At 38.8% G+C, this 17,634-nt stretch carries 18 protein-coding genes, 1 rRNA gene and 1 pseudogene; 11 read left to right on the top strand and 9 right to left on the bottom strand.

Annotated elements, in window-relative coordinates; all coding sequences use genetic code 11:
- Nucleotides 1–132: 132 nt before the first annotated feature.
- The 6 genes from rrf to M3221_RS18215 all read left to right on the top strand — a co-directional run bounded on the left by rrf (nucleotide 133) and on the right by M3221_RS18215 (nucleotide 2,401).
- A 5S ribosomal RNA gene (gene rrf, locus M3221_RS18195) occupies nucleotides 133–248 on the top strand.
- A gap of 824 nt (nucleotides 249–1,072) precedes the next feature.
- Nucleotides 1,073–1,237 carry a hypothetical protein gene (locus tag M3221_RS18200; protein WP_251273148.1) on the top strand — a complete coding sequence of 55 codons (165 nt, stop codon included), beginning with the start codon at nucleotides 1,073–1,075 and terminating at the stop codon, nucleotides 1,235–1,237.
- On the top strand, nucleotides 1,234–1,359 hold the full coding sequence (locus tag M3221_RS26365; RefSeq protein ID WP_285881188.1) for a hypothetical protein: 126 nt from the start codon (nucleotides 1,234–1,236) through the stop codon (nucleotides 1,357–1,359). The genes M3221_RS18200 and M3221_RS26365 overlap by 4 nt, the downstream gene beginning before the upstream one ends.
- Before the next feature lie 116 nt (nucleotides 1,360–1,475).
- A complete protein-coding gene (locus tag M3221_RS18205; protein WP_251273149.1) occupies nucleotides 1,476–1,691 on the top strand; it encodes a hypothetical protein in 216 nt (71 codons plus the stop codon).
- A gap of 39 nt (nucleotides 1,692–1,730) precedes the next feature.
- Entirely contained in the window at nucleotides 1,731–1,874 is a 144-nt protein-coding gene (locus tag M3221_RS18210; RefSeq protein WP_251273150.1) for a hypothetical protein, read from the top strand.
- A gap of 254 nt (nucleotides 1,875–2,128) precedes the next feature.
- On the top strand, nucleotides 2,129–2,401 hold the full coding sequence (locus tag M3221_RS18215; protein WP_251273151.1) for a hypothetical protein: 273 nt from the start codon (nucleotides 2,129–2,131) through the stop codon (nucleotides 2,399–2,401).
- Nucleotides 2,402–3,235: 834 nt separating this feature from the next.
- Here M3221_RS18215 and M3221_RS18220 read toward each other — a convergent pair.
- Complete coding sequence (locus M3221_RS18220) at nucleotides 3,236–3,565, bottom strand: ImmA/IrrE family metallo-endopeptidase (RefSeq protein WP_311316150.1); 330 nt, start codon at nucleotides 3,563–3,565, stop codon at nucleotides 3,236–3,238.
- 180 nt (nucleotides 3,566–3,745) lie between these two features.
- Between M3221_RS18220 and M3221_RS26610 the strand changes: the two genes are divergently transcribed.
- Complete coding sequence (locus tag M3221_RS26610) at nucleotides 3,746–4,996, top strand: two-component system sensor histidine kinase NtrB (RefSeq protein WP_251273152.1); 1,251 nt, start codon at nucleotides 3,746–3,748, stop codon at nucleotides 4,994–4,996.
- A gap of 199 nt (nucleotides 4,997–5,195) precedes the next feature.
- Here M3221_RS26610 and M3221_RS18230 read toward each other — a convergent pair whose 3' ends face one another.
- The 8 genes and pseudogenes from M3221_RS18230 to M3221_RS18265 form a co-directional block, all read right to left on the bottom strand.
- A complete protein-coding gene (locus tag M3221_RS18230; RefSeq protein WP_311316151.1) occupies nucleotides 5,196–5,492 on the bottom strand; it encodes an ImmA/IrrE family metallo-endopeptidase in 297 nt (98 codons plus the stop codon).
- 72 nt (nucleotides 5,493–5,564) lie between these two features.
- Nucleotides 5,565–5,687 (bottom strand): annotated as a pseudogene (locus tag M3221_RS18235) (excalibur calcium-binding domain-containing protein); the annotation flags it as partial.
- A gap of 324 nt (nucleotides 5,688–6,011) precedes the next feature.
- The gene (locus M3221_RS18240; RefSeq protein ID WP_251273153.1) at nucleotides 6,012–7,022 is read right to left on the bottom strand and encodes a formamidase; all 1,011 of its coding nucleotides are present in this window, start codon (nucleotides 7,020–7,022) and stop codon (nucleotides 6,012–6,014) included.
- Between the two features lie 45 nt (nucleotides 7,023–7,067).
- Nucleotides 7,068–8,333 carry a cytosine permease gene (locus M3221_RS18245; RefSeq protein ID WP_251273154.1) on the bottom strand — a complete coding sequence of 422 codons (1,266 nt, stop codon included), beginning with the start codon at nucleotides 8,331–8,333 and terminating at the stop codon, nucleotides 7,068–7,070.
- 38 nt (nucleotides 8,334–8,371) lie between these two features.
- Nucleotides 8,372–9,067 carry a biuret amidohydrolase gene (gene biuH / locus M3221_RS18250; RefSeq protein ID WP_251273155.1) on the bottom strand — a complete coding sequence of 232 codons (696 nt, stop codon included), beginning with the start codon at nucleotides 9,065–9,067 and terminating at the stop codon, nucleotides 8,372–8,374.
- 51 nt (nucleotides 9,068–9,118) lie between these two features.
- Complete coding sequence (locus M3221_RS18255; protein WP_251273156.1) at nucleotides 9,119–9,859, bottom strand: 5-oxoprolinase subunit PxpA; 741 nt, start codon at nucleotides 9,857–9,859, stop codon at nucleotides 9,119–9,121.
- A gap of 31 nt (nucleotides 9,860–9,890) precedes the next feature.
- Nucleotides 9,891–11,399, bottom strand: coding sequence for an amidase (locus tag M3221_RS18260; protein ID WP_251273157.1), 1,509 nt, complete (start codon nucleotides 11,397–11,399; stop codon nucleotides 9,891–9,893).
- A 51-nt stretch (nucleotides 11,400–11,450) separates the two neighbouring features.
- The gene (locus M3221_RS18265) at nucleotides 11,451–12,113 is read right to left on the bottom strand and encodes a GntR family transcriptional regulator (protein WP_251273158.1); all 663 of its coding nucleotides are present in this window, start codon (nucleotides 12,111–12,113) and stop codon (nucleotides 11,451–11,453) included.
- Between the two features lie 268 nt (nucleotides 12,114–12,381).
- On the opposite strand from M3221_RS18265, the gene M3221_RS26375 reads away from it, so the two are divergent.
- The 4 genes from M3221_RS26375 to M3221_RS18280 all read left to right on the top strand — a co-directional run bounded on the left by M3221_RS26375 (nucleotide 12,382) and on the right by M3221_RS18280 (nucleotide 17,494).
- Nucleotides 12,382–12,513, top strand: a complete 132-nt coding sequence (locus M3221_RS26375) for a hypothetical protein (RefSeq protein ID WP_285881195.1) — start codon at nucleotides 12,382–12,384, stop codon at nucleotides 12,511–12,513.
- Between the two features lie 594 nt (nucleotides 12,514–13,107).
- Entirely contained in the window at nucleotides 13,108–15,312 is a 2,205-nt protein-coding gene (locus tag M3221_RS18270; protein WP_251273159.1) for a phosphatase PAP2 family protein, read from the top strand.
- Between the two features lie 739 nt (nucleotides 15,313–16,051).
- Nucleotides 16,052–16,873: an SH3 domain-containing protein gene (locus tag M3221_RS18275; protein WP_251273160.1), complete on the top strand. Its 822-nt coding sequence runs from the start codon at nucleotides 16,052–16,054 to the stop codon at nucleotides 16,871–16,873.
- Nucleotides 16,874–17,170: 297 nt separating this feature from the next.
- Nucleotides 17,171–17,494, top strand: a complete 324-nt coding sequence (locus M3221_RS18280; protein ID WP_251273161.1) for a hypothetical protein — start codon at nucleotides 17,171–17,173, stop codon at nucleotides 17,492–17,494.
- Nucleotides 17,495–17,634 lie beyond the last annotated feature (140 nt).

A 17,634-nucleotide genomic window follows, 5' to 3' on the forward strand; every position in this document is an offset into this window, starting at 1 on the left:
GAAGTGCGGCGACGCATGGAGCTGACGAATACTAATCGATCGAGGACTTAATCAAGATTAACAATGGCACGGTATGCCGTTACTTTACAGAGATTATCCAGTTTTGAAGGAACAATTTTGTTCCATACATAGTCTGGTGGCAATAGCGAAGAGGTCACACCCGTTCCCATCCCGAACACGGCCGTTAAGCTCTTCAGCGCCGATGGTAGTTGGGGGTTTCCCCCTGTGAGAGCAGGACGCCGCCAGGCAAAAAAGAAGAACAGCGTAAGCTGTTCTTTTACTTTGGAATTATATTCCATGAAACAGCATATGATTTAAGGAAAAGTTATAAAGAAAAGGCAAGGTGCTGCAACAGTCACCTCCTTTTATATAGATAAACACCGCCTGAAATGAAATTCAGGCGGTGTTTTTGTATTTGAATTGCTATTCCCTGTTTTAGAATTGTGAAATTAAGGGTTCTTATTTAGTTAAGGGCGGAGCTTTCGATATGCACAACATTAAGAATATCACTATGATTGCATTATATACAGCTGTTATGCGTACGAAAACGAAGAAAGCCCGCAATCTGGTCGGATTCTACAATGGCATATTGGATAAATAAGATGCTTGACCATTTTGTACTCGAAGGTTGTGTACGTGTGCTTGCAGAAGAAGCGTGGTTAAACGCACAAAAAAGCCACGGAGGGAGCTCCGCAGCAAAAGACTGATTATGTAACGAAGGTTGAAACTCGCAGGAGGTAGTTGGGGGACTACCCTGACGCTAATTTACCCGCTTTGATGTGAGAATAAACTATAGACGCCAAAAAAAGCCGCGGTGACCGCCGCAGCAAACAAGATGAACTATGTAGAGTTCAGGAGAATGGGTGGCGGGTGTGTGCCACAGGAAAACATTTACCCGCTTCGGCACTAATGTAAACCAAAGAAATAGAAAAAGGCCGCGGTCGCGACTCCGCGGCGGGAAAAGATGAGTAATGATGCAACGACTGGTGAGGTATCCAAGATGTTGTGCATCGTTGCATGGTATTTTTTACCCGATCGAAAGAACAATAAACAACAGGGAGGAATTTATAGCATGAGGATCTATCAGTTATACAGCGTCTTAAACAACGAAAATCATTACACTACGTATGTCGGCCCGGACCGTGAGGAAGCCTTTGACAGCGGAGGCAATAACGCTCGCATCCGCGTCTGGATCCACGGCACCTATGCCGAGGACTATTCGTATGGGAGCGGGTGAATAGCAGTCTGTCTACACGCGATCGGACTGAAGAGCTCAAGGAAGGCTTTGAGCGTATGAAAGAAGACGAAGAAAAGACGCAGCAACGGCTGGATGGAGAACATCCGGAAAGCAATCGTTAACTATGAGCAAATGTTTGCCGTCGTCTTGAAGGCGAAGTAACGCCGCGACGGGCGCTACAGTCTTATGGCGATCGCAACTGCATTATTTTCCGTTTGCTCTGCGAAGAAGCTAATTTTTGAGCAAAAAAAAGAAAGTACAAGCTACCACCCTTGTCCCTTCTCACGTTGGTATTCCTGCTAATCGTGTGGTTATGGTTGACGATGAAGGCAGGTATTTATTTCCAGGTAAAGACGTAATCTCCAAGCATAAAAGTCGGCATGCAAAAGTGAAGGGGAAAGATCTTAGCTCGCCACTCTTGCAGCTGGAAAAAGGGAAGGGCAGTAGGGTTTAATTACCTGAGTGCCTTAATAGATGAGTATCAATTAAGATCATGCGGACTGTTGCTGTTCTTCCTTTATACACAACCTTAACGGTATCACCGTCAACAACTTCTTTAACTGTCACTTTTGTAGCCGTCTTTGGCAGTGCAGCTTCAGCAGTGCAGCTTCAGCAGTTTGAGACGATAGATCGTTAAATACAGGTGTAAATGATCCAGCTAATAATGAAACAGACAGAAGGGACGTGGCAACTGGTTTAAATAATTTCTTTTTAAGCATTCTTTTTCTCCTCTTTTAGTAAATTATCTAAGATTATTTTTCTATGAAAGAGGACATGTTGCTAGCTTTTTCGTTCGACAAAATATAACAATAAGAGTACTGTTAATTATTCTTTCCTAAATGTACTAATCAAACAGGCAGAAACATAAAGCTTTTTGAAGGGGGTACTGCCATGCATTGGATTAAATTTATGATGAAACAATTCCTGAAAGAGCCATTGTGGTTTAAAATACTAATCTCTATCACTTTGCTTAGTTCAATTATTTTTAGCAGTTCGTTTTTTTCGGATAATGCCTATTACCAGGGTGGCTCTAAATTAGCTGCAGCTATCTTTTTTTGTGCCTATGGTATTAAATTGAGGAGAAAACGTCTGGATTCTATCTTAGTATTTGCTACAGCAATTATATGTATTTTTTTATTCTGGCACAGTATTAAGAATGCTTAGTCTTTTCTCTTGATACTATGAGATGGAAAGAAGTTTTTAAACATACCAACAAAGCAAAGCCGTATCAGTTATAGCTGCGTACAGCTTTTTTAATTTATGCACAAAAGTTCCTTTTTGTTAGGGCTCTGTTAAAGCCCGATGTCGATAAAAGCCCTGTTGTTTCTATGATGCACTATATAGACGTACTGTTGATTAAAACGTATCTTTTCAACTCACTTTATCATTGTAAAATTCGCAAGCAGCCTTTGGTTTGCTTTCCAGCTCTGTGGGGTATTATCAGTAAAGTAGCAAGTACTACCCCCATCTAATGTTAACTCATCTTTTTTCCCGAAGATCCTTTGGTTCTTCGGCTCTTTTTTTGCATATTTTTCTACAAAATGGGTATATGAAAATTAGAATGACATCTCAGATACTTCGCCTAAAACGGGATACATTCCCGTTTTTTAATGGCTGCTTTTTGCAAGAAAGATTAACAACTACCCACTTATAGAGCGGAGCTATTGCTATGAAACAAATAGTAAATATCTTTTCTAATGAATTATCCCTCTTAGCTGACGAATATAGGCGGTGCTCAAACATTACTCTTAAAAAGCAAATCCAAATAGATATCCAGCTCTTACAGAAAGCAATCGAACTTTGCGAACGGAAAGAATAATAGCCAGTATGTTTCATTGGCCTAACTGCTTTATTTTTTGTAGATGTGGTCCGTTAACAGTTTCGGTCTAATACTTAATTTCATTTTTATAAAAAATCAACAGTAACGTTTAATAGAGCCTTTATTAAAACAAAACCGCCATTATAAAAGAGAGGGGAATTTTCGTTACATAGCGCCCATCATTTGAATCTCCTACAAAGCAAGGCGTCTACTGCAAAGAAATATTCAACATTAAATAGCTCTGGAGCTTTATTGATGGCCAACCTTTTATCAAAGGGCAGATCCAATTTTTCAAGCATAACAGTCGGCATACAGAAATGAAGGGTGAATGTCTTAGCTTGCCACTCTTGCAGTTGCACAAAAGGGAAGGGCAGCACGGTTTGATTACCTGAGTGTCTTAATAGATGACAAACCTCCTGAGCGAATTCCTGCCATTGTTCTGCTTTAGATAAATTTTCATTAACTTGATCATCATAAAAGAAAAACCTGTCACTAATTAGATAAATTATCTATAGGAAAATACGTTATAATGTAGCATTTCTATTTTTATGTAAGCATTTTTTTGAATTAAAACTTTTAGGGTAGGTAAAATAATAAAACAATGTCTACAATGTATGCAATCGCAGTTAAGTGATAAATAATTTTTTAGTTTACCCATCAAAAGGGATGGAGAAGTGGAGTTGAAATATGTGTCTAAGGATAAAGGAAACTTTAATAAACTTAAGTCAGTTCAAGAGGAATTAGAGCTATATAAACGATTAGTTACAGAGCTCCCTGTAGATATAGATTATATTGACGAAAAAACAAATATCAGAGTTTTCAAAAATAAAAATGACAGATCTATTGTTATGGAAGAAGTTAATGTAGAAGATATCGAAAAAAGCGATTTAGTTTATCCGTCGATTGGATATAAATTTGAGCAGTTAGAAACGTTTTTACAACCACTCCTAGATGTAGTACCCCATCACATTGTTTTTATCGATAAGAATGGAATTATCACACTTTGTAACGCACAAACGTTAATTGATTTAAATGAAACGAAAAAAAACGTAATTGGTAAGAACATTTCTTACTTGTTAAAAATAGAGGAGAAGGATATTAAACTGCTAGAAACACTGAATACTGGGAAAGAATTTTATAACTCAGAGATTTTAGACTCGAACTACGGAATTATCAATACTAGAATAATATATGATGATAATGGCGATATATTGAGGATCGTTGGTTTTTTTCATTTCTTAAACCATTTAAAAGAAGCAGAAAAAATGAATATGATCGGACAAATATCAGCAAGTATTGCTCATGAAGTTAGAAATCCTTTAACAACGGTACGCGGGTATTTGCAGTTGTTGGGACAAGGAGAGCTAGAGGTAGATCCTAACTTATTTCGTACACTGTTAATACCAGAGTTAGACAGGGCAAATAAAATTATAAACGACTTCTTGATGGTTTCGAAGCCATCACCAATGACAAAGGAACCTAAGCTAGTAAGTGATTTAGTAGCGCATTTTAAAAGGCTTCTGGACAGTGAAGCTCTTCTTAAGAAAGTGAAGCTAATTGTAATCGTTAGTGAGGATTTAGAAGGTACGCTCATTCTTATAAATCAAAGTGAACTCATTCAAGTATTTGTGAATTTATTTAATAACGCAGTGGAATCTAAAGGAAACAATGACCTGGAGATTAGTTTAGTCTGCACGCAAGAAAAGAATAATATTATTTTTCAATTCAAAGATAATGGGGTTGGAATAGATGACCAAAAGTTAAAATATATTTTTGACCCTTTTTTCTCCACGAAGGACACCGGAACCGGCTTGGGATTGTCGCTTTCAAAAAAAATTATTGAGTTACACGGAGGGAATCTTTATGTTTCTAGTACTCCGCATAAAGGAACAGTTTTTACGATTAAAATTCCGATTTATGATATAAAAAAAGCTAAGTAAAACCAGAGACTTTCCAGGGGTAATCAGATTGTCGGATAGCATCAGTCAAAGCTGGAGAGATAAAGAATCCAGCTTTGTTTTTTATTATGATCTCGGTTATTGATAGCTCCCTAAATCTACCGCATTTTCCCCAAGTGATCTTCCGGTGCTTCATTCATCTCTTTAAAGAACAGTTTAGAGACGGTTTATTGAAGATCTTCTAACTCATAAAAGAGAAGGGGATTTTCCGTACATAACGCCCATCATTTGAATCTCCCAATTTGAATCTCCCAGAGAGCAGGACGCTCTTCCGCAAAAGAGTGTTCAACATTAGTTTCTCGAGCATAAAAGTCGGCATGCACAAGTGAAGGGTGAAGGTCCCAGCCTGCCACTCTTGTAGCTGGACAAAAGGGAAGGGCGGCACGGTTTGATTACCTGAGTGTCTTAATAGATGACAAACCTCCTGAGCAAATTCCTGCCATTTCTCTTCTTGAAGTATGTTCTCATTGTTGATAATTCATCAAAAGAAAAAAACTTTCATTAATAAATAAAAAACTCTCTCCGATTAAGAGAGAGTGATACACACACTTTATTCGCAAGCAACTCCATCGCCATCGCGGTCTAAGTGATCCCCAAATCCAGGATCTCCTTTGCGAATTGGTGCAGTACCAGCAGCTCTTACCGCGGAACAGTTTTCATAGAATACACTCTCTACCGCAGGTTCTTCCTCTTCGACTACCGGTTCGGCGGACGGAAAGGTAGCCGATCCACAGGCGAAGTGATGGATGTTGAATAAATTGTCAATCACTACATAGTCCGTATATCTAATGTAACGCTGGCACTTCCGGCAAAACATTTTCTCCGTTCGTTTCACGTTATCAGCTCCTAGCCTTTTTCTTCATTATAGAAGATAGACGGATAGTTCCACTGTAAAGATTGCGTAAATAAAAAGGATTGATGAAAAGTAAAGGATATCGCAAAGTAAAAAACAGCCCGGTAAATAAGCCGCGGCTGTTTAAGTAAAACAGAGAATAAATTATTTGTTCACTAACGCTTTATTTTCAAAAGAACGGGTTGGAGGAGGAAATCCGAAAGCAGAACCGTCTGTGTGGACGACTTCTTCTTCCCATGGCAAAGCATACTGGCCTTCAACAAGATCCTTCATATAGGTATATGGGCAATCAGAAGCTCCACCTTTTACTGCCACGTAACCTCGATGGCCAAGCTGATAAATGTTATTTTCTACTGCCCATACTTTGCGCGCTTCTCGTACAAGCGCTGGTCTTACTTCTCCTGTAATGATTTCATCCGGCCGGCCTCCACCTTTTACGAGGGGCACACCATCAAAATTAATAATCGATCCTTCGCCCATCGAGTCAAAGGTTCCATCGCTGCCACTTAAACAAACGGAGGCAGTGTACATTAAATTACAAAAAGCATTTGATTGATTGGTAATATCCCATGAATGCCGGATCGGTGCTGTATAGCCGGCGGTTCGGATCATAATATCCGCGCCTTTATAAGCGCACTCCCGCGCCATCTCTGGAAACATTCCATCGTGGCAGATAATAAGTGCCAGTTTGCTGCCGTTCGGGCCATCGCACACTGGAATTCCTAAATTGCCTGGTTCCCAAGGTTCAACAGGCACCCAAGGATGTAATTTTCGATAATTTAGTTTGATTTTACCTTTGTCATCAATAATTAATCCTGTGTTATAGGGGTTTCCATCAGGGTTATATTCCATAATGGAAAAACAGCCCCATATTTTATTTTCTATGCATGCTTTTTGAAAAGCCTGCACTTCAGGTCCGTCTACTTTGCACATAATTTCCGGATTCATGTCCATAGAGAGTCCATGCAGTGAATATTCCGGAAATACAACTAGATCCATCGTCTGCTGATTTCTTCTTGCTTTGCCCACAAGCTCGCACACACGATCTGTCTGTTTTCGAAGATCTTCTTTTGTTTTCACCGTTGGAAGCTGAAGCTGAACTAAGCCGATGACAACTCCATCGGGAGACTTATTTAATCCTCCAAGACCACTCATTGAAATCCACTTCCTTTTCTTATGCTAATTTCTATATTCCAAAACTCAACCTGCATTTCGAATTTCACCTGCGCTGGCGGTTTTTCTTGAGAGCAAGGCATAAGCCGCGCCGCCCACAATCATTGCTGCAAAAGCCGTGGATAAAAACGGAGCATAAAATTCCGTAACCAATCCTGCCAATGAACCAATAAACCAAGCAACAAACGGCTGTGAGCGAAATGATTCGGAAATGTCGGCGTTTTTCCTAATAAACATTTGGTCGATGATAATAATTGCTCCAATTGGGGGAACAATAATTCCCAACAAATTCAACCATGTAATAAAGTGATTCCAAGCACCTGAAAGGGCAATAACGATACCAATCACACCCAAGACCAAAGCGGTTGTTCTCATTTTCTTTCCGAGAAGACTTGACCATCCAACAGCTCCGTTGTAGAGGCAATGGGAGCAAACACTGCCTAAATTCAAAAATAATAGCAATACAGCAATCAGTGAAATAGCTCCGCCTTTTGCAGCAATATATTGAAAAAGGTCGGCATTCTGGCTGGCAGCTGCAGCAATCAGTCCGCCAAATACCATAGCCGTCATATTGGCAAAAGGGAAAGCAGTACCTGTTGCAATAATAGATTCTTTTGTATTCTTAGACCATCTATTAAAGTCTCCTGTTAACGTTCCTGAATCAATAAATAAAGAAACAACCATTGTAACTGCGATACCCAGATTTAGCGTATTGTTTCCAGCAAAACTTGTAATAGAAGACCAGCCGCCTGCCGATACGGCATCTCCAACTGCCCAAAGGCCGAAAATGAAGAAGAAAGGAGCGGATAGGGCACCAATATAAGTTAAAGCTTTTACACCTACCAAAGTAACCCCAATGTATAAGACCCCTGCGATTAATGTAATCAAAAAGAAGTTAGAGCCAAAAGCCTGATTCATACTGCTGCCTGTTAATCCTGTCTGCACAGCGAACCAGCCGATAACAAGAGTAGATAACAAGCCGGATACTATCATTGATCCTTTGCGCCCGAAGGTAATAGCTGATTGCAGAGAAAAGTTATAACCCTTTTTTGTTGCTAAAATCCCCAATAGCCCTACATATCCGAATAAGATAAGGTTTCCAAGCAGGATGGCAAGCATTCCTTGCCAAAAACCTAAGGAGGTAACAATGGCAGCACCCGTTACAGAAGCGGTGATGATCATCGGAAAGCCGATCCATACCAATGACACGGACAATAAACTTTTCCGGGCTTGGACAGGGACAGCGGAACGTTCATATTCTTCTTCTAAGATCGCTTTTTCGTTTGTACTCATTTCTCTGCCTCCTTTAATTGGTTAAATTCTATTTTGAATCAAGCGTTAACAAGCAGCTCGCTGAGTGCTTTTATAACATGGGTTGAACTTGAAACACTGCCAAATACGCCGCCCTGCATCGTCACCATTTTAAGTGCAGCCAGGTGGTTATCGTGGTCTGTTGCACCGGTGCAATCTTCTAAAATCAGACACTCGTAACCTCTGTCATTTGCTTCCCTCATGGTTGTATGAACACATACATCTGTTGTAATACCGGTTAAAATCAAGTTTTTAATGCCTTTTGTTTTCAAAATTAAATCAAGGTCTGTGGCGTAAAAACTGCCTTTTCCAGGTTTATCGATTATCACTTCTCCCGGCGCCGGTGTCAGCTCCTCGATAATTTCCCATCCTGGCTCATTGCGAACAAGGATCCGTCCATTCGCTGTCTGTGAGCCGATTTCTGCGCCGGCTCGTTGGCTTCTCCAGCGTTTGTTCTCAGGAAGGTCTGATAAATCAGGCCGGTGTCCTTCTCTTGTATGGATGACAGTGAAATTATCTATTTTTCTTACGAGTTCAAGAAGTTCTTTGATAGGCTTTATAGCTTTTCTTGTTAGTGAAATGTCATAGCCCATCTGATCAACATAGCCTCCATAACCACAAAAATCAGTTTGCATATCAATAATAACGAGTGCCGTATTCTCGGCGGTCAACTCTCCATTAAAGGGATACAGATAGGGGTTGGCTTCAATATACATTTACATTCCTTCTTTCTTTTGAGGTTAAAGCTGTCATTGATTTCTGTCTGCTTATAAAGAAATAAGGCGTTCTTCTTTTTGCAAAGCCTCGTGTATACATTTTGCAATTAATGCTGCATTAGGCGTATCGCTGTGAATACAAATCGTATCGATTTTTGTATGTGCACTTTCAGCAGTCAGCTGTTTCTCCAGCAGACGGACAATGGTTTCGGAAATCTTTTGCGGACTTCCGATTTCACTTAGATTCCAGTTAAACATTTTGACTTGACCGTTTGTATAGGGGCGATCCGCAAAATATTCATTCATTACTTTTAATCCGGCTTCTTCAGAGGAAACAGCAAGCTCTGAAGAGGGAAGTGCATATATATCCAAACGTGGATTGTAATCGGCCACTGCTTGTACAGCTGCCTGACTTAATGCTTTGCTTGAACAAGCCATCATATAAAGGGCCCCATGCAGCTTCATATGTGACATAACCGTTTTATTTGCTTTTAAGAATCCATCCAGCGCACCAAGCTGATACAGCACATAATCATAGACCTCTTGGGGAGTAGCATTGATTTCTCTTCTTCCAAATCCAAGTTTGTCCGGAAAACCTATATGTGCCCCAATACGTACACCATGAGAGGCGGCTAACTGAACAGTTTCTCTCATAACATGCGGATCACCACCATGAAATCCACAGGCAATGTTAGCGGAAGTAATATAAGGCATTAATTCTGAATCCGCTCCATACTTGTATACACCAAAGCTTTCTCCCATGTCGGCGTTAATATCTATTTGTTTTTTCATCAAACAACCTCCAGCCAAGGATAAAAGGCAATTAATGATTCACTATTTTTTCTGGCAGTACAGGCGGCTTTCTTGGTTTTGCTAACTTTTCGTATGCATAAGCCAGTTGGAGTAAAGAAGCTTCTGAAAAAGGCGTTCCTAACAATTCAAATCCAACGGGTATGCCGTCTGGTGTAAATCCGCCCGGAACTGACATAGAAGGCAGGCCGGTTTGAGAAGAAATCGTTGTATTCGTTGGAAAGGTCAGGCAAGACCATTTTTCCGCATGCAGCTCTTCGTAGGTTGGCGGCAAAACTTTTACGTCTGGAAACAGTAAAGCTTCAACTTCATAAGAAGCCAGCACATTCATAACGGTTCTTCTAAATTCTTCTTGAGCAAAACGCTGGCGGTAATAATCCGCCTGCTCAGCAGGTTCTTCAGGTCCATCTGCAATATCATGGAATAGATCATTTAAAGGATGGAACGCTTTAGCGTTATAAACCTCCATAAAAGACTTTAACGGTGTGTTCTCTCTGCTGCTTAAAAAGCGGGTGATGTCCTTTTTTGATTGAAGGGTATACATGGACGTTTCTTCCAAGAAGCGGTCCAGCTCCGGAATTTCAACAGAATCCACAATAACGGCACCTGCTGCTTTTAAACGCTCTATCACGGACTCGATGACTTGGTTAACGGGTCTCGAATCGTCATTATCAGGCCCAAAAGCACTTCTTAATATTCCAATTCTTCGTCCTTCTAAATTAGAGTGTTTAAGGAGTTCTTCGTATTTGCCTGCATCTCTTGCTTGAATAGCTGCTGCAGTAAAAGGATCCTTTTCGTCATAACCGACTATTACATCAAGCAGCTTCGCCATATCTCTTACTGTTCTTGTAATGGGTCCCGGAGAGTCTTGGAAATGAACGAGCGGAGAAAAGCCAAATCGGCTGATTAGTCCTGTCGTGACCCGCAAACCAAACAAATTGTTAAACGAAGAAGGGATACGAATGGAACCGCCTGTATCTTCTCCGATTCCAACTGCCCCAAAGTTTGAAGTAATTCCGCAGCTGGTACCTGCACTTGAGCCTCCTGCTTCGCGGTTTAGCGCATAGGGGTTCTTAGTTTGGCCGGTGACAGATGAAAATGAGAACCATCCTGCAGCAAAATCACACATACTCGTTTTCGCCAGAATGATAGCGCCTGCTTCCCGCAGCTTTTCAACCAGGGTTGCATCTGATTTAGGTACATATTCTTTAAAAGCGCTGCTGCCGAACGTGGTTGGAATCCCTTTTGTTTCGGCTTGATCCTTTACTAAAACAGGAACTCCGTGTAGAGGCCCTTTTAACTGACCATTCACTTTAAAATAGCGGTCAAGCTCTACTGCTTCTTGGCGGGCTTTTTCGTTTACATTGACTATTGCATTTAATTCCGGGCCAGATTGATTAAAAGACTGTATGCGTTCTATATACCATTCAACCAGTTCTAAGCTAGTCAAAGTTCCTTTTTGTATAGCCTGCTGAATCTCTTCGATGGTTGTTTCTAAAAATGAAAATGAAGATGCACCCATTTTAGTCACTCCTTATAAAAATAAATTCTAAATATTCTGATAATATAAATGTTAACTGTTGCTTTCTTCGAGCCCTTTTTGTATGGCTTTATATGTGTCTTCTAAATGTTCCACTAGTAAGTCAAGCAGTGCTTCTTTATCTTTTTTTATGAAGTAATCTAACATTAAATAGTGCTGCTTTTGTCCTTCTTCAAAGGAATTAATAGTAGACGAATAAATAAACATATAAGGCGTAACCTTATCCCAGACATTTTCAATTAACTGCTGCAAGGATGGGGAATCCGCTAATTTATACATAGTTAGATGAAAGGTGCGATTTAATCGTTGCCAGTCATTGTAGCTGATTTCTTTGTTGTCCATTTCTTCTAAAATTTCCTCAAGCTCTTTTATCTTTTCCCCATGATTATCATTTAGATTTTGAAGGCACCATTCAATAGAAAGCGATTCTAGACGCTGCCTAATCACAAACAGCTGATTCACTTCATCCAATGAAAGTTTATTCACGGTTACACTTCTGGTCTCTACCGATAAAAACCCCTCTGCTTGCAAACGGCGTATGGCTTCTCTGACCGGCATTGTGCTTACACCAAAGCGTGTTGCAATCTCCCGAATGGTAATTTTTGATCCTGGCCTAATTTTTCCGGTTCTGATCTGCTGGCGAAGCTGTTCATAGACTTCCTTGTTTACGGTTGAAACTGTAATAAGCTCAGACAATGATTCACCTCTTTTCTGTGATCAGTGATATGTGATCACAATGTAAAAATTATTACTTCTATGTTGGTTGTTATGTTGATCTTAATGCACTAAAAAACATTTTTCTTAATTCATGTAAGGTTTTCTGACAGATTAAATATTTCTGTATCAATAAAAAAGGAACATATAACGGCTGAGTATCTGAATAGAAAAACAAAATGTGTCAGTGATCGGCTTTCATGACGTCTTTTTCACTGAAACACTTTAGCCGCCATTGACGACGGTTAACATGCCGCTTTACGAAATGGGCTGCCAGTCTGTTAAAAAAATGGTCGGCATTTTAAAAGGGAAAGATAATGGACAGGGGATGATCATTAAAGGCGCGGAACTCATTGTTCGTCAAAGTACAGGCCGCCGATAAGTAAAAAAATGAAGAAATTTATGATCGAAGAGTAGCTTAGAAAAATGCAGAATGGGTGAAATGGGCGGCATGATGTAAGTTAAAACGTTGAATTATTAACGTTTTAAAGTATTATTCACCATTTCATTTTGAAAAGCAGTTACGGTTGCTTTTCAAAATGAGAACTGTTCAAATAAATTAATTTTTTCTAAATTATAGACTACTTCCTAAAAATAGGAGGTAGTCTTTTTTTCTTGAATTTACATATCGGGATTGAATGGAGACTGGAAGTTTAGAAACACAATTAAGATTAATATTCAAAATTACAAAGTATTGCTTGGTGTATTTGCTGGTTACTGTATTAATCATGGAGTTAGAAATATTAAAGAAATAATTAGTAGTGTGCTGCAAAAGTTTACATGATCTTTACAGATTCAATATATTTATACAATATAACCTTCTTATACTGGAATTTGTGTTGTTAATAAGTATTCAACTTCTTAAATGTCCGCTAAGAGATTGAATAAACTATTAAAGGTGAAAATAAAGTATTTGAAAAAGAAATCATTTAGAAATTCGCAGTAGAAACGGAGAGATGTAAAAGGTATGAAGTTTATGAAAAGAAAATTAATGAACTCAGTAACAACACTTGCAGTGCTAACGATGGGATGTTCCGCGCTTCCTGTTCAGGCCGCCAGCCAATCTTCTGATATCGAGGGGAGCTTTGCGAAAGATAAGCTTTCAAAACCTTCTAAACCACAAGGAACTACTGAAGAAGTAAATATAGATGCTCCTAAAGCTGAGCAACCTTTACCCGCAGTGGATAATGGCGGAAATGCAAATGATTCTGTCTTAAAGAATATAGCTGCGACCAATCCTTTTATTAATATTTTAGATGGTTTTGATCAAATCTGGTCAATGAATCAACCGGATTGGAGAGACGGAACAGCGTTAACTAAACCAGGTGCAAATGGTGAGATTGCAGACTATGGCGACGGACCTACCGTTTATTTTGATGGATATAAAAATGATGAAACAAAAGTAGTAGCTGATAAGAAAACATATGCAAACGAAGAAATCAGAAATGCAGAGACTTGGAAAGCTAATATAAAATATGTAGAAGATGTTACGAAAAACCGAACAGATGAAGAGGCGTTAGCAGCCTATTATGATGATCAAAGAGATAAGATATATAGTATGATGGAAGCTTATGGGCCTTTAGCTAATACATACGTAGATATAGTTAAACCGACAACAAGTATTGTAAGATCACCAGAGGACATGAATAAGGTATTGGAAGAAGCAACTGTTGAAGACCAAAGCCAGGGAATGGGGCAATGGAAGGAATCTGAACTTTCAGATGCGATGGATTTAGTTCATTTAATTAGATTTAGAAGTCCTTCTTCGTCAAACCCTTCTAAGTACTTTTTCTCTTCTCCAAGACCGTACAGAATGAATTCAAATGGAGAAGTGAAAGAAGTTGTTGATCAGAATGGTTTACCTGTTTGGGAAACAATCGGCAGTGGTGAGAGTGCAGCAGAAGAATTGCCTTCAGGCGGTAAAAAAGAAACAGGAGAAAAACATTTCCAGCAATATGAAACGAATGTGGAAGTAATTCCTGCATTAGAATATGTAAGAAGAAAAGCGGAAGACGGAAGAGGAAAAGATGGAGCGTTTCCGAGTGGGCATACAAGTGCAGCATATTTGTCAACATTCGGATTTGCATATGCAACACCGGAAAGATATGCTGAATTTTTAACAAGAGCAGCTCAAATGGGAGAAAATAGAATAGTGGCCGGAATGCACTCTCCACTTGATGTGATAGGAGCAAGAATACAATCTACAGCAATGACTGCATTTGCATACAATCTTCCAGAAAACAAAGAGGTATTAGACAAGGCGTATGAAAATGCTGGAAATGTATTCGGTGAATTAGCTGAATCAAAAGGAATGAGCTTGTACGAATATGCACATACGGTAACAGAGGATTATAAGTTTGAAAGTGCGTATGATGAAGAAAAGTGGGAAGATCATGAAGCAAATAAAGCTTTCTATCGGGAAAAACTTACTTACGGATTACCTCAAACAGGAACAAAAGGTTTAGCCCCTGTAGTGCCTAAAGGGGCCGAAGTTTTATTGGAAACTCGTCAGCCTTATTTAACAGATCAACAACGCAGAGAAGTATTATATACCACAGAAATTGAATCAGGCTACCCTGTAATAGACGAGTCAAATGGTTGGGGAAGAATTGATTTGGTAACAGCAGCTGATGGATATGGTGCGTTTTTAAACAATGTAACAGTTGATATGGATGCTTCAAAAGGAAGATTTAATGCACATGATTGGTGGAGAAATGATATTACTGGCAGTGGTATGCTTACCAAAAAAGGGACAGGAATGCTTACATTGACAGGAGATAACAGTTATATAGGAGGCACATTGCTAAAAGAAGGAACGCTAGAAGCTACTTCTACGGCTGCTTTTGGTAAAGGCGATCTTTATGTAGAAAATGGAACAGTTTCAGTTGATGCAGATGGACCTTTAAATCTAAATGGCAATTTCACAATAGAAGCTGGAAACTTAGATATTGCAATGGATGATGATAGCAGTCAAGTAAATGTTGATGGACTGTTATACCTTGATGGTGGGGACCTGAATTTAGATCTTTCTAATTATGAAATAGGGAAGGCTAAAGACATTACTTTGGTGACTGCCGACAAGGTGAAAGGTAAATTCGATAATGTAACTGCTAGTGGTTACAAGGTAACTGTCAAATATAAAGATAATAGTGTTATTGCAAGTATCAAAGCAAAAAAATAGCAATTGGTCATTCAAAATATCTAAGCTGCCGACTATTGTCGGCAGTTTTTTTCGTGTGCCGGCATGGGTTATAACTAGGTGATGAAAGTCCATTACAGAACTGGCAGGAGAAACTGTTAGCGAATGGATGTCTATCGTGGGTTAGAATCTGAAGGAAGCCGGACGCAAAATCCTGAACTGACGAACAGAAACTGAATACAAGGCAGATTTAGAACGGACAAGTTTGCGATCCAAAACAAAGTCCAATACTGCACAGCTTCCGTATAGTAAATACAGCAGTTACATGGGAGGAAAGTGATAACCCTTACCAGGGGAGGTCTCGCGATGGTCAGTTAAGATAAAATATTCTACTTAGAAGTGTTATGGGCGGTATGATGTAATTAGCGCCTTAAACCCTTGATATACCAAGGATTTAGAGGACTTTTTATATCATATGGTAAGCTTTTCGGTAAGCTAACGCCTAAAATATAGTCAAATGAGCAAGTCTCCCATTAATTCACTATAAAGCCTGAAATGAAATAACATCCACCTGATTGACCAAACATTTCTTTAAATTAATTAACAGTTTTGGTCAACTATCTAGAGAATATTTTTTATTAAGATATTCGAAATACATGCCTGTAATTATATCGAGAATATCAATTCTCTATCCAAGTTATTCTTTAAATGGAAAAATATAATACTTTGAAGGGAAACTCTCTTTCGCGTCGAAAGTAATAGACGAAAAGGGGGCTTTAATTTGAAAAAAATTTCATCAAGTATTTTAGCTGTAATTCTTTTTTTAACAGTTTGTTTGTTCGGTATTCAGACAGAAGCAGCGGCTGTAAACAAGCATTACACAGTAAACGTTGCAAAGTTGGACGTACGTGAAAAACCAAGCCCGAAGGCAAAGATAGTAGGTTCTCTAAAAAAAGGAACGGTTGTGTTTGTTTATAGTACTGAGCCGGGTGGGTGGTCAAGGATTAAATATAATGGAAAAGCGGGATACATAGCTTCGAGTGGATTAAAAGGACAAGGAAGCAGTACTAAAACAACTCCGATATTAATGAAAGATATTAAATTTGGAATGACATATCAGCAAGTAAAAAATAGAGAAACTAGAGGATTGTATTATGACTACTATGATCCGTTAATAACTTCTTATCTGACATACGATCTAAAAAAGTCTAAGTATAATATGACTTCTCATCTTGTTTATCAGTTTGATTATAAGAGTTTAGTTAATGTTTGGTATGATTTCAATCCAAAGAGAAATTATCATCCCATCAGTCAATTACGTAGCTACTACATGAAGCTACAAGCACAAGGAATAAAAGAATTCGGTGGCGATTATTATTACAATCACACGCAGAATGGCGATTATGTTGACTTCTCAACTACGTGGAGCTTAGATGGATACGATGTAACACTTGGTGTAACCAATAAATTTGGGTATAGTACAATCACCTTATATTATGATCCGGTAGGCTATCAATCATCTTCATCGCAAAGTGATGAGGATAAGTTCAAACGTTTAATTGAAGAAGTTGAAAAATACAATAAACAATTAAATACTCACTAAACTTCTAGAGACCGTCCATTAGGGCGGTTTTTTAATTATATAAGATTGAGATATTGGACAAATTTTTTCTTTGCCAATGAATAACATGGAAAAATATAACCAAAAGCTTCTTTGAGGGGTAGGATAATGACTAATAAATTAATGGCCAAAATTCAATTATCTCATAGTGTTGGCTGGTCTGAATCAACCGGCAGACAATAGGTAAAGAAGTTTAAAGAATATATTCCTTATGTTAAACAAGGTACAAAACCTTTTTATACAGAAGAATCATTAAGAGTTCTAAGTGTTATTAAAAAAATGAGCGAACTAGGTTATACAAGTGCAGAAATACAAGGAATTTTCAAAGTGGATGGTGTTCCAAGTGAGGAGAAATTAGAAACTCTGCTACTATCTAATAAGTACAGTAAAAGGAACTTAGATTACGATGAACAATTAGCGGAATCTGTGCCAACCCAAAAGGAATTAGTCATTTCTATTTTGAAAATCTTAAGTGATGGAAAGCCGTACACCTCGGTAATGATGAGTGATAGCGTTGCAGCACATTTAAACTTATTTTTTAGGGAAAGAAGAAGAAACCCAGTCATATCAAGGCTTAAAAATACATTGAAAATTTTTCTTTAGGGGGCGAAATGTAAGCTTGCACATCTTTTAAGCGCTATTTTTCACGTTAGCAAAAAAGCAAAAGCGACCTTTCAGAAAAGGAAAGGTCGCTTTACAGTTATTTTTTCCTTTTTTTCACCAGGCTCGAACCGCCCCCTCGC

This window comes from Domibacillus indicus, assembly GCF_023715895.1.
In the GTDB taxonomy this organism is placed as follows: domain Bacteria; phylum Bacillota; class Bacilli; order Bacillales; family Domibacillaceae; genus Domibacillus; species Domibacillus indicus_A.

Coding starts and splice junctions, on each gene's coding strand:
- M3221_RS18200 (WP_251273148.1), top strand. CDS start 1,073: ATGAGGATCTATCAGTTATACAGCGTCTTAAACAACGAAAATCATTAC.
- M3221_RS18210 (WP_251273150.1), top strand. CDS start 1,731: ATGCGGACTGTTGCTGTTCTTCCTTTATACACAACCTTAACGGTATCA.
- M3221_RS18215 (WP_251273151.1), top strand. CDS start 2,129: ATGCATTGGATTAAATTTATGATGAAACAATTCCTGAAAGAGCCATTG.
- M3221_RS18240 (WP_251273153.1), bottom strand. CDS start 7,022: ATGAGTGGTCTTGGAGGATTAAATAAGTCTCCCGATGGAGTTGTCATC.
- M3221_RS18245 (WP_251273154.1), bottom strand. CDS start 8,333: ATGAGTACAAACGAAAAAGCGATCTTAGAAGAAGAATATGAACGTTCC.
- biuH (WP_251273155.1), bottom strand. CDS start 9,067: ATGTATATTGAAGCCAACCCCTATCTGTATCCCTTTAATGGAGAGTTG.
- M3221_RS18255 (WP_251273156.1), bottom strand. CDS start 9,859: ATGAAAAAACAAATAGATATTAACGCCGACATGGGAGAAAGCTTTGGT.
- M3221_RS18260 (WP_251273157.1), bottom strand. CDS start 11,399: ATGGGTGCATCTTCATTTTCATTTTTAGAAACAACCATCGAAGAGATT.
- M3221_RS26375 (WP_285881195.1), top strand. CDS start 12,382: ATGCCGCTTTACGAAATGGGCTGCCAGTCTGTTAAAAAAATGGTCGGC.
- M3221_RS18270 (WP_251273159.1), top strand. CDS start 13,108: ATGAAAAGAAAATTAATGAACTCAGTAACAACACTTGCAGTGCTAACG.
- M3221_RS18280 (WP_251273161.1), top strand. CDS start 17,171: ATGAGCGAACTAGGTTATACAAGTGCAGAAATACAAGGAATTTTCAAA.